Here is a 13180-nt window from a genome sequence, read left to right as displayed (position 1 = left end):
GTCTGCGGGGATATGGACAAGAACATCGTTTCGCGTGACGGCACCCTCATCGCCCACGAGAGCGCCGGACGGGGCTCCGTGGTCGTCCTCGTCAGCGGCGCGATGTCGACGGGTGCCACGGTGGCGCCGCTCGCCGCACCCCTCTCGGAGCGGTTCCGGGTCGTCGTCTACGACCGCCGGGGCCGCGGCGCGAGTGGGGACACCCTGCCGTACGCGGTGGAACGCGAGGTGGAGGACCTGGCGGCGCTGATCGCGGCGACGGGCGGGGAGGCATCGCTGTACGGCGTCTCCTCAGGCGGCGCGCTGGCGCTGCGCGCGGCGGCGAGCGGGCTGCCGGTGCGGCATGTCGCCGTGTACGAGACGCCGTACGCGATGTCCGAGGAGCACCTGCGCGAGCGCGCCCAGTACACCGAGCGCCTGACGCAGGCACTCGCCGAGGGGCGCCGCGGGGACGCCGTGGAGCTGTTCCTCCGTCTCACCGGACTGAGCGAGGCGGTGATCCAGGGCGCCCGGCAGTCCCCCCTGTGGGCGGGGATGGAGTCGATGGCGCCGAGCCTCGCCCACGACGACGCCGTCATGGGCGACGGCGGTGTCCCCGTGGAACTGCTGGCGTCGATCCCCGTACCGGTGCTGTCCATCGCGGGCGACGCGAGCCCGGCCTGGATGCGCGAGGCCGCCCGGGCCATCGCGGACGCCGCCCCCCGGGGCACCTGCCGGACCCTGGCCGGCCAGACCCACATGGTCGAACCGGACGTCCTGGCCCCGGTCCTGGCGGACTTCTTCGCCCGCTGAGGCCCCGAACGGCACTGCCGCCAGGCGGCGAGCACGGGCAGCCCGGGCGGCCGGGGCCCGGCGCCGCCTGCCGCACAGCCTCCTGACGGAGGATCACCCCCGCTCTTCGTCCGGAGACGTGCACCGGCGGAAAACGGCGTGGCCGCGGGGTTCGGTGGGTCGGTATCGTCCGGTCTTCCGATCAGCCGTTTGTGCGGCTCTCGACATGCGGGGAGCGATGGCGATGACCGTCCGACAGGCGACGACGACCCTGTGGCGCCCGACGGGCCCGAAGGAACTGGAGCTGGTCCGGGAACTGAACTGGCGTGCCTGGCCGCCGCGTCTGCCCGAGCAGCCGATCTTCTATCCGGTTCTCGACGAGGACTACGCGATCAGGATCGCCAGGGACTGGAACGTCAAGCACGACGGCGCCGGCTTCGTCACCCGCTTCGAGGTCGAGTCGGAGTTCCTCGCCCGGTATCCCGTGCAGCAGGCGGGTGGGCGGACCATTCTCGAACTGTGGGTTCCGGCCGAGGAACTGGACGAGTTCAACGCCCACATCGTCGGTGAGATCCGACTGGTCCACGAATTTCACGAATTCGCCGCATCAGCGCAGAGCCACTGACGGGGCGAAGAGACCGTGACGGGCGGGTGCACGCGTGGGCAGCCGCCGTGACGACGGTCCTGCGGCCGGCAGGACGGCTCTTCCCGAAAGACGTGAGCACTTCGGTCCTCACTGTCGCTTCGGCGCTCATTCGAGCATCGAAGCGACAGTCGGCCGCCGACTGCTCGCGGTTCTCGGCGGGCTCACCGTGCCGCCCCCGTCGGAGGCCCCGGGGTCAGACCGCCGTGGGGGTCCTCGTCGTGCGGGACGTGGTGGCGATGGTGGCGGAGCCGACGACGCGGGTGCCCGCGTAGAGGACGATGGCCTGGCCGGGGGCGACGCCGCGCACCGGATCCGTGAACGACACCTCCAGGGTGCCGTCGACGAGTTCGGCGGTGACCTCGGTCTCGTCGCCGTGGGCGCGGAGCTGGGCGGTGTAGGTGCCGGGGCCGGTCGGGGCGGTGCCGCACCAGCGGGGGTTGATCGCGGTGAGGGCGCCGACGTCGAGGGCGTCCGCGGGGCCGACGGTGACGGTGTTGGTCACCGGGGAGATGTCGAGGACGTAGCGGGGCTTGCCGTCGGGGGCGGGGGTGCCGATCCGCAGGCCCTTGCGCTGGCCGATGGTGAAGCCGTACGCGCCCTCGTGCGTGCCGACCTTGCTGCCGGACTCGTCGACGATGTCACCCTCGGCCCGGCCCAGGCGGTTCGCGAGGAAGCCCCGGGTGTCGCCGTCGGCGATGAAGCAGATGTCGTGCGAGTCGGGCTTCTTGGCGACCGCGAGTCCACGCCGCTCGGCCTCCGCGCGGATCTCCTCCTTGGTGGTGACCGTGTCGCCGAGCGGGAACATGGCGTGGGCGAGCTGCCGGTCGTCCAGCACGCCCAGGACGTACGACTGGTCCTTGGCCATGTCGGAGGCGCGGTGCAGCTCCCGCGTGCCGTCGGACAGGGTGACCACGCGCGCGTAGTGGCCGGTGGCCACGGCGTCGAAGCCGAGGGCCAGGGCCTTGTCCAGCAACGCGGCGAACTTGATCTTCTCGTTGCAGCGCAGGCACGGGTTGGGGGTGCGGCCCGCCTCGTACTCGGCGACGAAGTCCTCCACCACGTCCTCACGGAAGCGGTCGGCGAGGTCCCACACGTAGAACGGGATGCCGATCACGTCGGCGGCGCGGCGGGCGTCGCGCGAGTCCTCGATGGTGCAACAGCCCCGCGCGCCCGTGCGGAAGGATTGGGGGTTCGCGGAGAGCGCGAGGTGGACGCCGGTCACGTCGTGTCCCGCTTCGGCGGCACGGGCGGCGGCCACGGCGGAGTCGACTCCGCCGGACATGGCGGCCAGCACCCGGAGGGGGCGGGGGCGGGAGCGGGAGGGCTGCGGGATCTCAGTCATAACCCCTCCAGGGTACGGGGCACGGGAACCGGGGCCACCGGATATCCGTTGTTGCCGACATGGGGGAGAGAAGAGCTTCCAAGGACGGCGACCGGCGCATCGGGCGGCGCGCTCTGATCGTCGGCGGGGTGGCGGCCGCCGCGGGCACCGCCGTGCTGGCGCGGGACGAGCTGGGCCGCCTGTGGTGGCGCGTGCCCGGGGTCGAGAAGCCGCGCGAGCCGGGCGCGGTCGACTTCTCGGACGCCCGCTGGGTCGCGGCCTCGGACGCCAACTGGCGGCGCGCGGACCGGCCCGACGACTACGGCGTCGACATGGTGATCGTCCATGTCACCCAGGGCAGCTTCGACAGCGCGGTGCGGGCGTTCCAGGATCCCGGGCACCGGGCGGCCACGCACTACATCGTCGGGCAGGACGGGCGGATCACCCAGATGATCCGCGAGCTCGACGTGGCGTACCACGCGGGAAACCGCGACTACAACGAGCGCAGCGTCGGCATCGAGCACGAGGGGTTCGTGGACCGGCCGCAGGACCTCACGGACGAGATGTACGAGGCCTCGGCCCGGCTCACGGCCCGGATCTGCGCGCGCTACGACATACCCGTCGACCGGAAGCACATCATCGGCCACATCGAGGTGCCGGGGACGGATCACACCGACCCGGGCCCGCACTGGGACTGGGACCGCTACATGAAGCTCGTACGTCAGGCGCGCACGGCGACGGCCTGACCCCGCCGCCCGAAAAAAGGATAAAAAATCTCATTCCGGACTCTTCCCTCCAGCGGTGGACGTTCTACTATGAGAACAGGCCTACGAGACGAGTGAGGGAGTTCGACCGGAGTAGCCGACTTCAGCGTGAGGTTGCGGCTTCCGCTGGTGCCGACATCGACGGTCGGGCTGAGAGGCCGGAAGGTCCCAGGACCGGAAGGCGACCCCTAGTCACCTGATCCGGGTCATACCGGCGAAGGGAACCCGCCTCGTAGGTCGTTGTCGTGCCCGGGGGACCTAGGGCCTGTCCGGCCTGATCCGCCGGACAGGCCCTAGGTCAGCCCCGCCGCCCGGGCCCGTTCCACCACCGGGCCGATGGTCTTGGCCAGGGCTTCGACGTCGGTCCGGGTGGAGGTGTGGCCGAGGGAGAAGCGGAGGGTGCCGCGGGCCAGGTCCGGGTCGGTGCCGGTGGCCAGGAGGACGTGGCTGGGCTGGGCGATGCCCGCCGTGCAGGCGGAACCGGTGGAGCATTCGATGCCCTGGGCGTCGAGCAGGAGCAGCAGGGAGTCGCCCTCGCAGCCGGGGAACGTGAAATGGGCGTTGGCCGGGAGCCGCCCCCCGGGCGAGGGGTCGCCGCCGAGGACGGCGTCCGGGACGGCCTCGCGGACCGCGGCGACCAGGTCGTCGCGGAGGGCTCCGATCTCGCGGGCGAACCACTCCTGCTGCTCGGCGGCCAGTCGGCCGGCCACCGCGAAGGAGGCGACCGCGGGCACGTCGAGCGTGCCGGAGCGCACGTGGCGCTCCTGACCGCCGCCGTGCAGCACCGGTACGGGGGTGTGCTCGCGGCCCAGGACCAGCGCCCCGATGCCGTACGGGCCGCCGATCTTGTGGCCGGACACGGTCATCGCGGCGAGCCCCGAGGAGGCGAAGTCCACGGGCACCTGGCCGAAGGCCTGGACCGCGTCGGAGTGCAGCGGAACGCCGAACTCAGCGGCGACCTCGGCGAGTTCACGGACCGGCAGCAGCGTGCCGATCTCGTTGTTCGCCCACATCACGGTGGCCAGTGCCACGTCGTCGGGGTTGCGGGCGATCGCCTCGCGCAGCGCGTCCGGGTGGACCCGGCCGTAGGGGTCGACCGGCAGGTACTCGACGGTGGCGCCCTCGTGCTCGCCGAGCCAGTGCACGGCGTCGAGGACGGCGTGGTGCTCGACGGGGCTCGCGAGGACGCGGGTGCGGGCCGGCTCCGCGTCACGGCGGGCCCAGTACAGGCCCTTCACCGCGAGGTTGTCGGCCTCGGTCCCGCCGGAGGTGAGCACCACCTCGCTGGGGCGGGCGCCGAGGGCTTCGGCGAGGGTTTCGCGGGCCTCCTCGACGCTCCGGCGGGCGCGCCGGCCGGCCGCGTGCAGGGAGGAGGCGTTGCCGGTGACGCTCAGGTGCGCGGTGAGTGCCTCGACTGCCTCGGGAAGCATCGGGGTGGTCGCGGCGTGGTCGAGGTATGCCATGGTGAGGCCGATTCTACGGGCCTCGCCCGGCGGACCCGGGGCGCGGTCGACCGGGAAACGACACCGGCTCGAGCGCCCCGGCCCAGAGGCCCCTCCGAACGGCGTCGCTCACCTGCGGGAACACCGACCGGGCCGGCAGATCCGCGACGCCGAGGCCGAGGGTGACATCGATGAGTCGAGGACAATCGGACCCCGCAGCCCCGGCGCGGTGTCCGCCGGGCCCCTCAGGGCAGCCGCACGCGGGCGAGCTGGCGGGACTGGGCCACCAGCCGGTCCGCGCTGTCCCAGACCTCGGCGTCCTCCTCCAGGAAGCCTCCGGCGAGGTTGCGAGTGGTGATCGACACCCGCAGCGGGCCGGGCGCCGGGCGGGAGCGGACGTGCGCCGTCAGCTCGACCGTGGGGACCCAGCCGGTGAGCCCGAGCTCGAAGGCGGTGGGCGGCAGCGCGTCCACCGCGAGCAGCAGGGAGAACGGGTCGGCGTCCCGGCCGTCGGCGAGCCCGAACCAGGCCCGCATCTCCCCCTTGCCGGAGGGCTGCCCGAGGGCCCAGCCGAGGGTCGACGGGTCGAGCTTGAGCATCAGCCGCTCGGTGATGGCGGAGCTGCCGTCGACGGGGGTCGGACCGTCCTCGGGGCCGAAGCACTGCTCCACGGGCGGCAGCGCGGGCGGCCGGGCCGCCGTGCGGACGTCATCGGGGAGGGTGTCCAGGTCGCCGTAGGAGGCCAGTACGCGGATGCGTTCGACCTCGCGGCCCTCCTCGTCGTACTGCAGGAGGGACGCCTGACCGGTCGACAGGGTGCGCCCGGTGCGCACGGTCTCGGTGCGGACGACCCCCGGACCCGGCCGGGAGGCGGTCAGGTAGTGCGCGGAGATGGTGAACGGGTCCGGGTGCGGCAGGGCGTCGGCGAGGGCGCGGCCCAGGACGGCCAGCAGATAGCCGCCGTTGACGGCGTTGATGATCGTCCAGCCGGCGGAGAGGTCGACGTCGTAGACGCCCGGCTCGCGGAACGCCACCGCGGTGTCGCGGTCGAACTCGCTGTCACCGACGGTGGCCCGGGTCGCGACCTGGGCGGAGGCTGCTTCTGACATGGATGAAGAGTACAAGAAGTAGCTACTAAGCGGTAGCTTTGTCGAACGGTCTCCCCCTCTCCCGCACCGGCCCTTCCTACTCCTCTTCGCGGGCCGTCGAACGCCGCTGCCACGCGCGGGGCGCACGCCAGTGGTACCGCAGCGCCAGCAGCCGCAGCGTGAACGCCGTGAGCACGGCAAGGGTGCTGGTGAACGCGTTCAGCGCGTCGAAGCGGAGGCACAGCGCCGCCATGGTCGCTCCGACCATCGCCGGTACCGCGTAGAGATCACGGTCCCAGCGCAGCAGCGAGGGCACCTCGTTGGCGAGCACGTCCCGCACCACGCCGCCGCCCACCGCGGTGACCAGGCCGAGGCAGGCGGAGGAGGTCGCGCTGAGCCCGTAGTCGTACGCCTTGGCGGTGCCGACGACGCAGAACAGACCGAGCCCGGCGGCGTCGAAGAAACTGATGGCGTTCTGGATGCGCTCCACGTGCGGATGCAGGAAGAACACCAGCGCCACGGCGAGCAGCGGGGTGACGAAGTACCCCAGGTCCGTGAAGGCGGCGGGCGGCACGGCGCCGATGACCACGTCACGGAAGAGTCCGCCGCCGAGGGCGGTGGCCTCCGCGAGGACCGCGATGCCGAAGACATCGAGGTTCTTGCGAACGGCCATCAGGGCGCCCGAGATCGCGAAGACGAAGATGCCGATCAGGTCGAGCGCGTGCAGGAGGGACGGGCTGAAGAGTTGCTGGAGCACCCTCACATTCTGACCCAGCAAGAACCCCTCGCCTTACAAACCAAGGCGAGGGGTTCGGTGCACATCGGCGAACGCGCGGCAGAGGCTAAACGGCCTTCTTCGCCGCGCCCTTCTCCTCCGCGGGGGCCTCCGGCTCCTCCGCGGACTCGTTCTCCGCGGACGCCTTCTCCGCGGACTCGGGCTCGTTCTCCTCCGCGGACTCGTTCTCCTCCGCGGACGCCTTCTCCGCGGACTCCGGCTCGGCCTCCTCCGGCGAGGTCTCGGGCTTCTCCGCCGCGCTCTCCTTCACCGGCTCCCCGGACTGCTCCGGCACCGTCACGTCATCGGAACCCACCGACGGCGGGGCGTCCTCGACGCCCTCGCGGGTCGCCGACACCACCTCGCCCTGGCTCCGCTTCAGCGTCCCGGCCGCGATCTCGGCGGTGTAGTGGCAGGCCACCCGGTGACCGCCGCCGACGTCCTTCAGTTCCGGCCGTTCGGTCGCGCACCGCTCGGCCTGCGCCCAGGGGCAGCGGGTGTGGAAGCGGCAGCCGCTGGGCGGGTTCGCCGGGGAGGGCAGGTCACCGGTGAGCAGGATGCGCTCGCGCTTGTCCTCCACCTCCGGGTCCGGCACCGGCACCGCCGACATCAGGGCCTTGGTGTACGGGTGCTTGGGCTCGGCGTACAGCGCGTCGCTCGGTGCCTCCTCGACCAGCGACCCGAGGTACATCACGCCGATCGTGTCGGAGATGTGCCGGACCACCGCGAGGTCGTGGGCGATCACCAGGTAGGTCAGACCGAGCTCCTCCTGGAGGTCCTCCAGCAGGTTGATGACCTGGGCCTGGACCGACACGTCGAGCGCGGAGACCGGCTCGTCGCAGATGATCACGTCCGGTTCGAGGACGAGGGCGCGGGCGATGCCGATGCGCTGGCGCTGACCGCCGGAGAACTCGTGCGGGTAGCGGGCGAGCGCGTTGGAGGGCAGGCCGACCTTGTCCAGGATCGACTTGATCTTCTCCCGGCGCTCCTCCTGGTCCTTGCCGATGCCGTGGGCGACCATGCCCTCGGACAGGATCGACTCGATGTTCTGCCGGGGGTTGAGCGAGCCCAGCGGGTCCTGGAAGACCATCTGGAGCCGGCGCCGGAAGCGGCGCATCTCCTCACCGGGCAGCTTCGCCAGGTCGGTGCCGTCGAGGACGACGGACCCCTCGGTGATGTCCACCAGCCGCAGCACCGACCGCCCGAGGGTGGTCTTGCCGCAGCCGGACTCGCCGACCAGGCCGTAGGTCTCGCCGGCCTCGACCTTCAGGGACACCCCGTCCACGGCGTAGACGTGGCCGACCGTACGGTCGAACAGCACGCCCTTCTTGATGGGGAAGTGGACCTTGACGCCGTCCAGTTCGAGCAGGCTCATGCGGGGACCTCCTCGGCCTTCGCGTCGTCGAGCACGGGGTTGACGCACCGCGCCTGGTGACCGGCGGCACGCGGCTCGGTGAGCTGCGGGGTGCCGGTCAGGCAGTCCATCTCGTACCGGTCGCAGCGGGGCGCGAAGGCGCAGCCGTCGGCCCAGGCGATGCGGTCGTTGATGGAACCGCGGATGGGCTTGAGGGACTCTCCCCGGGGCGAGTCCAGACGCGGGATGGAGCCCAGCAGTCCGTGCGCGTAGGGGTGGGTGGGGTGGGCGAACAGCTCGCGGCGCCCGGCGGACTCCACGACCTTGCCCGCGTAGAGCACGTTGACCTGGTCGCAGAGGCCGGCGACCACGCCGAGGTCGTGGGTGATCATCAGCAGGGCGGTGCCCTCCTGGTCCACGAGTTCCTTGAGCAGCTCCAGGATCTGCGCCTGGATGGTCACGTCGAGGGCCGTGGTGGGCTCGTCGGCGATGAGCATGCGCGGGGCGCAGGCCACCGCCATGGCGATCAGCGCGCGCTGGCGCATGCCGCCGGAGAGCTGGTGCGGGTACTCCTTGAGCCGCCGGGTCGGGTCGGGGATGCCGACCCGGTCCAGCAGGTGGGCGGCCTCCTTGCGGGCGGCCTCGCCCTTCATCCCGCGGTGGCGCTCCAGGATCTCGGTGACCTGCACGCCGACCGGGACGACCGGGTTGAGCGAGGACAGCGGGTCCTGGAAGATCATCGCCATTTCGCTGCCGCGCAGGTTGCGGCGGGCGGACGGGTTCATGGTGAACAGGTCCGTGCCGTCGAACACGGCGCGGCCGCCGACCTTGAGGCCCTTGGCCGGGAGCAGGCCCATCAGGGCCAGGGAGGTGACGGACTTTCCGCAGCCGGACTCGCCGACCAGGCCCACGACCTGGCCCTGGTCGACCTCGAAGGAGACACCGTCGACCGCTCGGGACTCCTTGCGGCCGCGGCCGCCGAAGGTGACGGTCAGTTCGTCGACTGTGAGCAGAGACATGGTGGTTCAGCCCTTCAGCTTCGGGTCGAGGGCTTCCCGCATGGCCTCGCCGAGGAGGGTGAAGCCGAGGGCGGTGATGATGATGCCGACGGCGGGGTAGACCGACATCAACGGCGCGTTGTCGAAGAAGCGCTGCGCCTGGGTGAGCATGACGCCCCACTCGGGGATCGCCGGGTCGGGGTTGCCCAGGCCCAGGTAGGACAGGGCGGCCGCCTCGATGATCGCGGTGGCCAGGGAGAGCGTGGCCTGCACGATCACCGGGCTGAGCGAGTTGGGGATGATCTGCGAGACGACGATGCGCCGCTTGCGCACGCCCAGGGACTGGGCCGCGAGCACGTAGTCCGCGCCGCCCTGCGCCAGCATGGAGCCGCGCAGGAGCCGGGCGAACACCGGGATCTGGACGACACCCACCGCGATCATCACGGTGGTCAGCGACTGGCCCATCACCGCGGCGATGGACGCGGCCAGCAGCAGCGAGGGCAGCGCCAGCATCATGTCGATGAAGCGCATGATGACGGAGTCGACGCGCTTCCCGGCGTCGCCGCCGAGGGTGGCCGCGGCTCCGGAGAGGCCGCCGATCAGGAAGCCGATGATCAGACCGATCAGCGTGGAGACGACGCCGACGAGCAGCGTCTGACGGGCGCCGATCAGCATCCGGGAGAACATGTCCCGGCCGAGGTGGTCGAGTCCGAACCAGTTCTCACCGCGCGGGCCGACGAACTTGCCCTGGTTGGGGAAGACCTCGCCCCGCCAGGTCTGGGCGGTCGCTGCGTACGGCGCAAGGTAGGGGCCGACGATCGCGAGGACGATGAACAGGGCGATGACGACCGCGCCGATGATCGCCATCTTGCTGCGCCGGAGGCGGCGGAAGGCTTCCTTCCACAGGCTGGCGCCGGTGCCGGTCTCCTTGGTCGCGGTCAGTTCCGCGAGCCGCTGGATCTTCTCGGTCTTGGTGGCGACACTCATGTCAGTACACCCGCACTCTCGGGTCGATGAGGCTGTACGCCACGTCCACCAGCAGGTTGATCAGGACATACACCAGCGCGATGAACATGATGAACCCGACGAGCACGGGGTAGTCGCGGCCGTTGATCGCGGTCCGGATGAAGGAACCGATGCCGCCGAAGGAGAACACGGACTCGGTGAGGACGGCGCCGGACAGCAGGGAGCCGGTGAGCAGGCCGACCGCGGTCACCACGGGGAGCATCGCGTTGCGCAGCACGTGCCGGCCGCGGACGACGCTCCGCTTGAGGCCCTTGGCCTCGGCGGTGCGGACGTAGTCCTCGTCCTGCACCTCGAGGACGCTGGCGCGGGTCATGCGCACGATGACGGCGAGCGGGATGGAGGACAGGGCGAGGGAAGGCAGGATCAAGTGCATGATCGCGTCCCAGGCGGCGTCGAACTCCCCGGTGAGAACACCGTCCAGGACCGCGAAGCCGGTCACGCTGGTGGCGTCGATGCCGGTGTCCTGGCGTCCGTAGCTGGGGAAGATCCCGAGTTCGACGGCGAAGAGCTGCTTGAGGATCAGGGCCAGGAAGAAGACCGGGATACAGATGCCGACGAGCGATCCGGAGACCGCGGTGACGTCGAGCCAGCCGCCGCGGTGGCGGGCGGCGAGGTAGCCGAGCGGGATGCCGACGGCCACGGCGATGAGGATCCCGAGGAGGGCCAGTTCCACGGTGGCGGGGAAGCGCAGGACGAACTCGTCCCACACCGGCTGTCCGGTCTGGGTGCTGGTACCCAGGTCGAGTTCGGCGATGCGCTTGAGGAAGCGCCAGTACTGGACGTGGACGGGCTGGTCCAGCCCGAGCGCACGGTTGATGCGCGCCACCTCGGCCTCGGTGGCCTTTTCCCCCAGGATCGCTGAGGCCGGTCCGCCGGGCAGCCGGTCGAGCCACAGGAAGAGCAGAACCGACAGGCCGAGCAGCGTGGGTATGAGCTGGAGCAGTCTTCGTACGACGAGACGCAGCACCCCGCATGCCCCTTTCTTGCGTGATGTCTTACATGAATGGACCCGCCCGGCCGCCGAGTTGCGACGGCCGGGCGGACCCCCCGTTTATCTTTTCCTGCTGCCTGCTGCCTACTTGAACGAGGCCTCGGCGAACACTTCCTGCGTCAGCGGGGAGACGTTCGGCGGGTTCACGTTCTTGGCGAAGGCGATGGCCGGCGGGGAGGACGAGATCGGGACACCCGGCAGGTAGTCCATGACGACCTCGTTGGCCTTCGTGTACGCGGCGATGCGCTCGTCGTGCTTGCCGAGCTTCGAGCCGGCGTTCACGGCGTCGAAGACCTTCTTGTCCTTGAAGCCCCACTGCTTGTCGTACCCGGCGAACCAGGTGCCGATGAAGTTGAAGCCGTCGTTGAAGTCACCGGTCCAGCCGAGCATGTGCAGGTCGCAGGAGCCCGACTCGGTGGCGTCCAGGTAGTCCGGGGCCCACTTCATCGCCTTGGGCGTGACGGTGATGCCGGACTTCTCCAGGTCGGCCTTCATCAGCTCGAACAGGTCCTGCGGGGCAGGCATGTACGGGCGGGTGACCTCGGTCGGGTAGCAGAAGTCGACCTTCAGCTTCTCCTGACCGGCCTTCTTCAGGAGCTTCTTGGCGGCGTCCGTGTCGAAGGGGTACTGCTTGACGCCCTTGGAGTAGCCCTCGATCGTGTCGGGCATGAACTGGTCGGCGACCTTGCCGCCCTCGGGCAGCTGGGTCTTGACCAGGTTCTCCTTGTCGATCGACTGCGCGATCGCCTGGCGGACTTCCTTCTTCTTGAGCGCGGGGTTGGCCTCCTGGCTCATGCCCACGTAGAAGAGGTTGAAGACGCCACGGGTCGGGACGACGTAGCCCTCCTTCTCGAGGGTCTTGACGTCGGCCGGCGCGACCAGGTCGTAGCCGTCGATGTCACCGGCCTGGAGCGCCTGGCGGCGGCCCTCCTCGGTGTCGATGGTACGGAAGACCAGGTTCTTGACCTTGGCCTTCTCACCCCAGTAGTCGTCGAAGCGCTCGAGGGAGACTTCCTTGTTGCCCTTGTTCCACTTCGTGATCTTGTACGGGCCGGTACCGGCGACCGTGCCGGCCTCCTGGCTGTACTTGGGGTACGTGATGGCGTCGCCCTTGGCGGAGGCGTCCTGCTTCTTGTACTCCTCGATCGCCTTCGGCGAGTGGATCGCCAGGGCGTTGAGGGAGAAGCCGCCGGGGAGGTTGGCGGAGGGCTCCTTGACCTCGATGACGGCGGTGTTCTCGTCCTTCGCGGTGCAGGACTTGTAGTTCGCCTCGGGCGTCTCCTTGTCCTCGTTCTTCGCGAAGCCGCCCATGATGGTCTGCCAGTAGTAGGAGACCGCGCTGGACTGGTAGGTGCCCGTCCAGTTGAACCAGTGGTCGTAGTTGGCGCAGACGGCCTCGGCGTTGAACGCCTCGCCGTCGTGGAACTTCACGCCCTTGCGGAGGTTGAAGGTCCAGACGGTGCCCTTGTCGTTGCTGGACCAGTCCTCGGCGAGACCGCCGACCATCTCGCTGCCGCCGGACTCGTGCTCGATGAGAGCCTCGAACGCCTGCCGCGTCACGCGGAAGGTTTCACCGTCGCTGGCGAGGGCAGGGTCCAGGGAGCCGGGGTCACCGGCGCCGGCGAAGACGAAGGTGTCCTTCTTGCCGTCGCTCTTGTTGTCACTGTCCCGTTCGCTGGAGCAGCCCGTGGCGATCAGAGCGACCGCCACCGCGGCCGTGATCGCCCGAGCCGCTCGGGACTTGGTTATGCGCATATTGGGGCCACTCCGGGTCCGCTATGTGGATGCATCTTGACCGGCCGAACACTACAGATGTTCACAGCGAGTCGAGAACAGTCCGGATACCGGTGATACCTACCTGAGATCTGAACAGTTGACATAAGGGACGCTTCAGACGCCCCTCCGCCGGGAAGTGACCGTCCCGAGACCTCCGGCGCCTCCCCCAACGGCCGTCCGGGAAGCGCCGAACGGCGTGAAGGACGAGTGAAACCGCAGGTGACAGGC

Annotated in this window: 12 protein-coding genes and 1 riboswitch; of the genes, 3 read left to right on the top strand and 9 right to left on the bottom strand. The window is 70.2% G+C overall.

Annotated features, from left to right (window positions below; genetic code table 11):
* Positions 1–12: 12 nt before the first annotated feature.
* Together AB0I73_RS20010 and AB0I73_RS20005 are read left to right on the top strand one after the other, a co-directional pair.
* Positions 13–792, top strand: coding sequence for an alpha/beta fold hydrolase (locus tag AB0I73_RS20010; protein ID WP_363039110.1), 780 nt, complete (start codon positions 13–15; stop codon positions 790–792).
* A 223-nt stretch (positions 793–1015) separates the two neighbouring features.
* A complete protein-coding gene (locus AB0I73_RS20005) occupies positions 1016–1396 on the top strand; it encodes a hypothetical protein (RefSeq protein ID WP_363039108.1) in 381 nt (126 codons plus the stop codon).
* 214 nt (positions 1397–1610) lie between these two features.
* Here the strand turns inward: AB0I73_RS20005 and mnmA are convergent, their stop codons facing one another.
* Entirely contained in the window at positions 1611–2759 is a 1149-nt protein-coding gene (mnmA, locus tag AB0I73_RS20000; protein WP_363039106.1) for a tRNA 2-thiouridine(34) synthase MnmA, read from the bottom strand.
* A gap of 59 nt (positions 2760–2818) precedes the next feature.
* On the opposite strand from mnmA, the gene AB0I73_RS19995 reads away from it, so the two are divergent.
* Positions 2819–3484, top strand: coding sequence for a peptidoglycan recognition family protein (locus tag AB0I73_RS19995; protein ID WP_363039104.1), 666 nt, complete (start codon positions 2819–2821; stop codon positions 3482–3484).
* Positions 3485–3568: 84 nt separating this feature from the next.
* A riboswitch (TPP riboswitch) is annotated at positions 3569–3742 on the top strand.
* A 53-nt stretch (positions 3743–3795) separates the two neighbouring features.
* Here the strand turns inward: AB0I73_RS19995 and AB0I73_RS19990 are convergent.
* The 8 genes from AB0I73_RS19990 to AB0I73_RS19955 form a co-directional block, all read right to left on the bottom strand.
* On the bottom strand, positions 3796–4965 hold the full coding sequence (locus AB0I73_RS19990; RefSeq protein ID WP_363039102.1) for a cysteine desulfurase family protein: 1170 nt from the start codon (positions 4963–4965) through the stop codon (positions 3796–3798).
* Positions 4966–5189: 224 nt separating this feature from the next.
* Complete coding sequence (locus AB0I73_RS19985) at positions 5190–6053, bottom strand: thioesterase family protein (protein WP_363039100.1); 864 nt, start codon at positions 6051–6053, stop codon at positions 5190–5192.
* 76 nt (positions 6054–6129) lie between these two features.
* Entirely contained in the window at positions 6130–6789 is a 660-nt protein-coding gene (locus AB0I73_RS19980; protein ID WP_363039098.1) for a trimeric intracellular cation channel family protein, read from the bottom strand.
* 85 nt (positions 6790–6874) lie between these two features.
* Positions 6875–8182, bottom strand: coding sequence for an oligopeptide/dipeptide ABC transporter ATP-binding protein (locus tag AB0I73_RS19975; RefSeq protein ID WP_363039096.1), 1308 nt, complete (start codon positions 8180–8182; stop codon positions 6875–6877).
* The gene (locus tag AB0I73_RS19970; RefSeq protein ID WP_363039094.1) at positions 8179–9180 is read right to left on the bottom strand and encodes an ABC transporter ATP-binding protein; all 1002 of its coding nucleotides are present in this window, start codon (positions 9178–9180) and stop codon (positions 8179–8181) included. Before AB0I73_RS19970 ends, AB0I73_RS19975 begins: the two co-directional genes overlap by 4 nt.
* A 6-nt stretch (positions 9181–9186) precedes the next feature.
* On the bottom strand, positions 9187–10146 hold the full coding sequence (locus tag AB0I73_RS19965; RefSeq protein ID WP_363039093.1) for an ABC transporter permease: 960 nt from the start codon (positions 10144–10146) through the stop codon (positions 9187–9189).
* 1 nt (position 10147) lies between these two features.
* On the bottom strand, positions 10148–11152 hold the full coding sequence (locus AB0I73_RS19960) for an ABC transporter permease (RefSeq protein ID WP_363039091.1): 1005 nt from the start codon (positions 11150–11152) through the stop codon (positions 10148–10150).
* Positions 11153–11260: 108 nt separating this feature from the next.
* On the bottom strand, positions 11261–12931 hold the full coding sequence (locus AB0I73_RS19955) for an ABC transporter substrate-binding protein (RefSeq protein ID WP_363039089.1): 1671 nt from the start codon (positions 12929–12931) through the stop codon (positions 11261–11263).
* Between the last annotated feature and the right edge of the window lie 249 nt (positions 12932–13180).

The organism is Streptomyces sp. NPDC050388 (assembly GCF_040655635.1).
Lineage (GTDB): Bacteria > Actinomycetota > Actinomycetes > Streptomycetales > Streptomycetaceae > Streptomyces.
The sequence above is the reverse complement of the archived record's forward strand: the minus strand, read 5'-3'. Positions and strand labels throughout refer to the sequence as shown.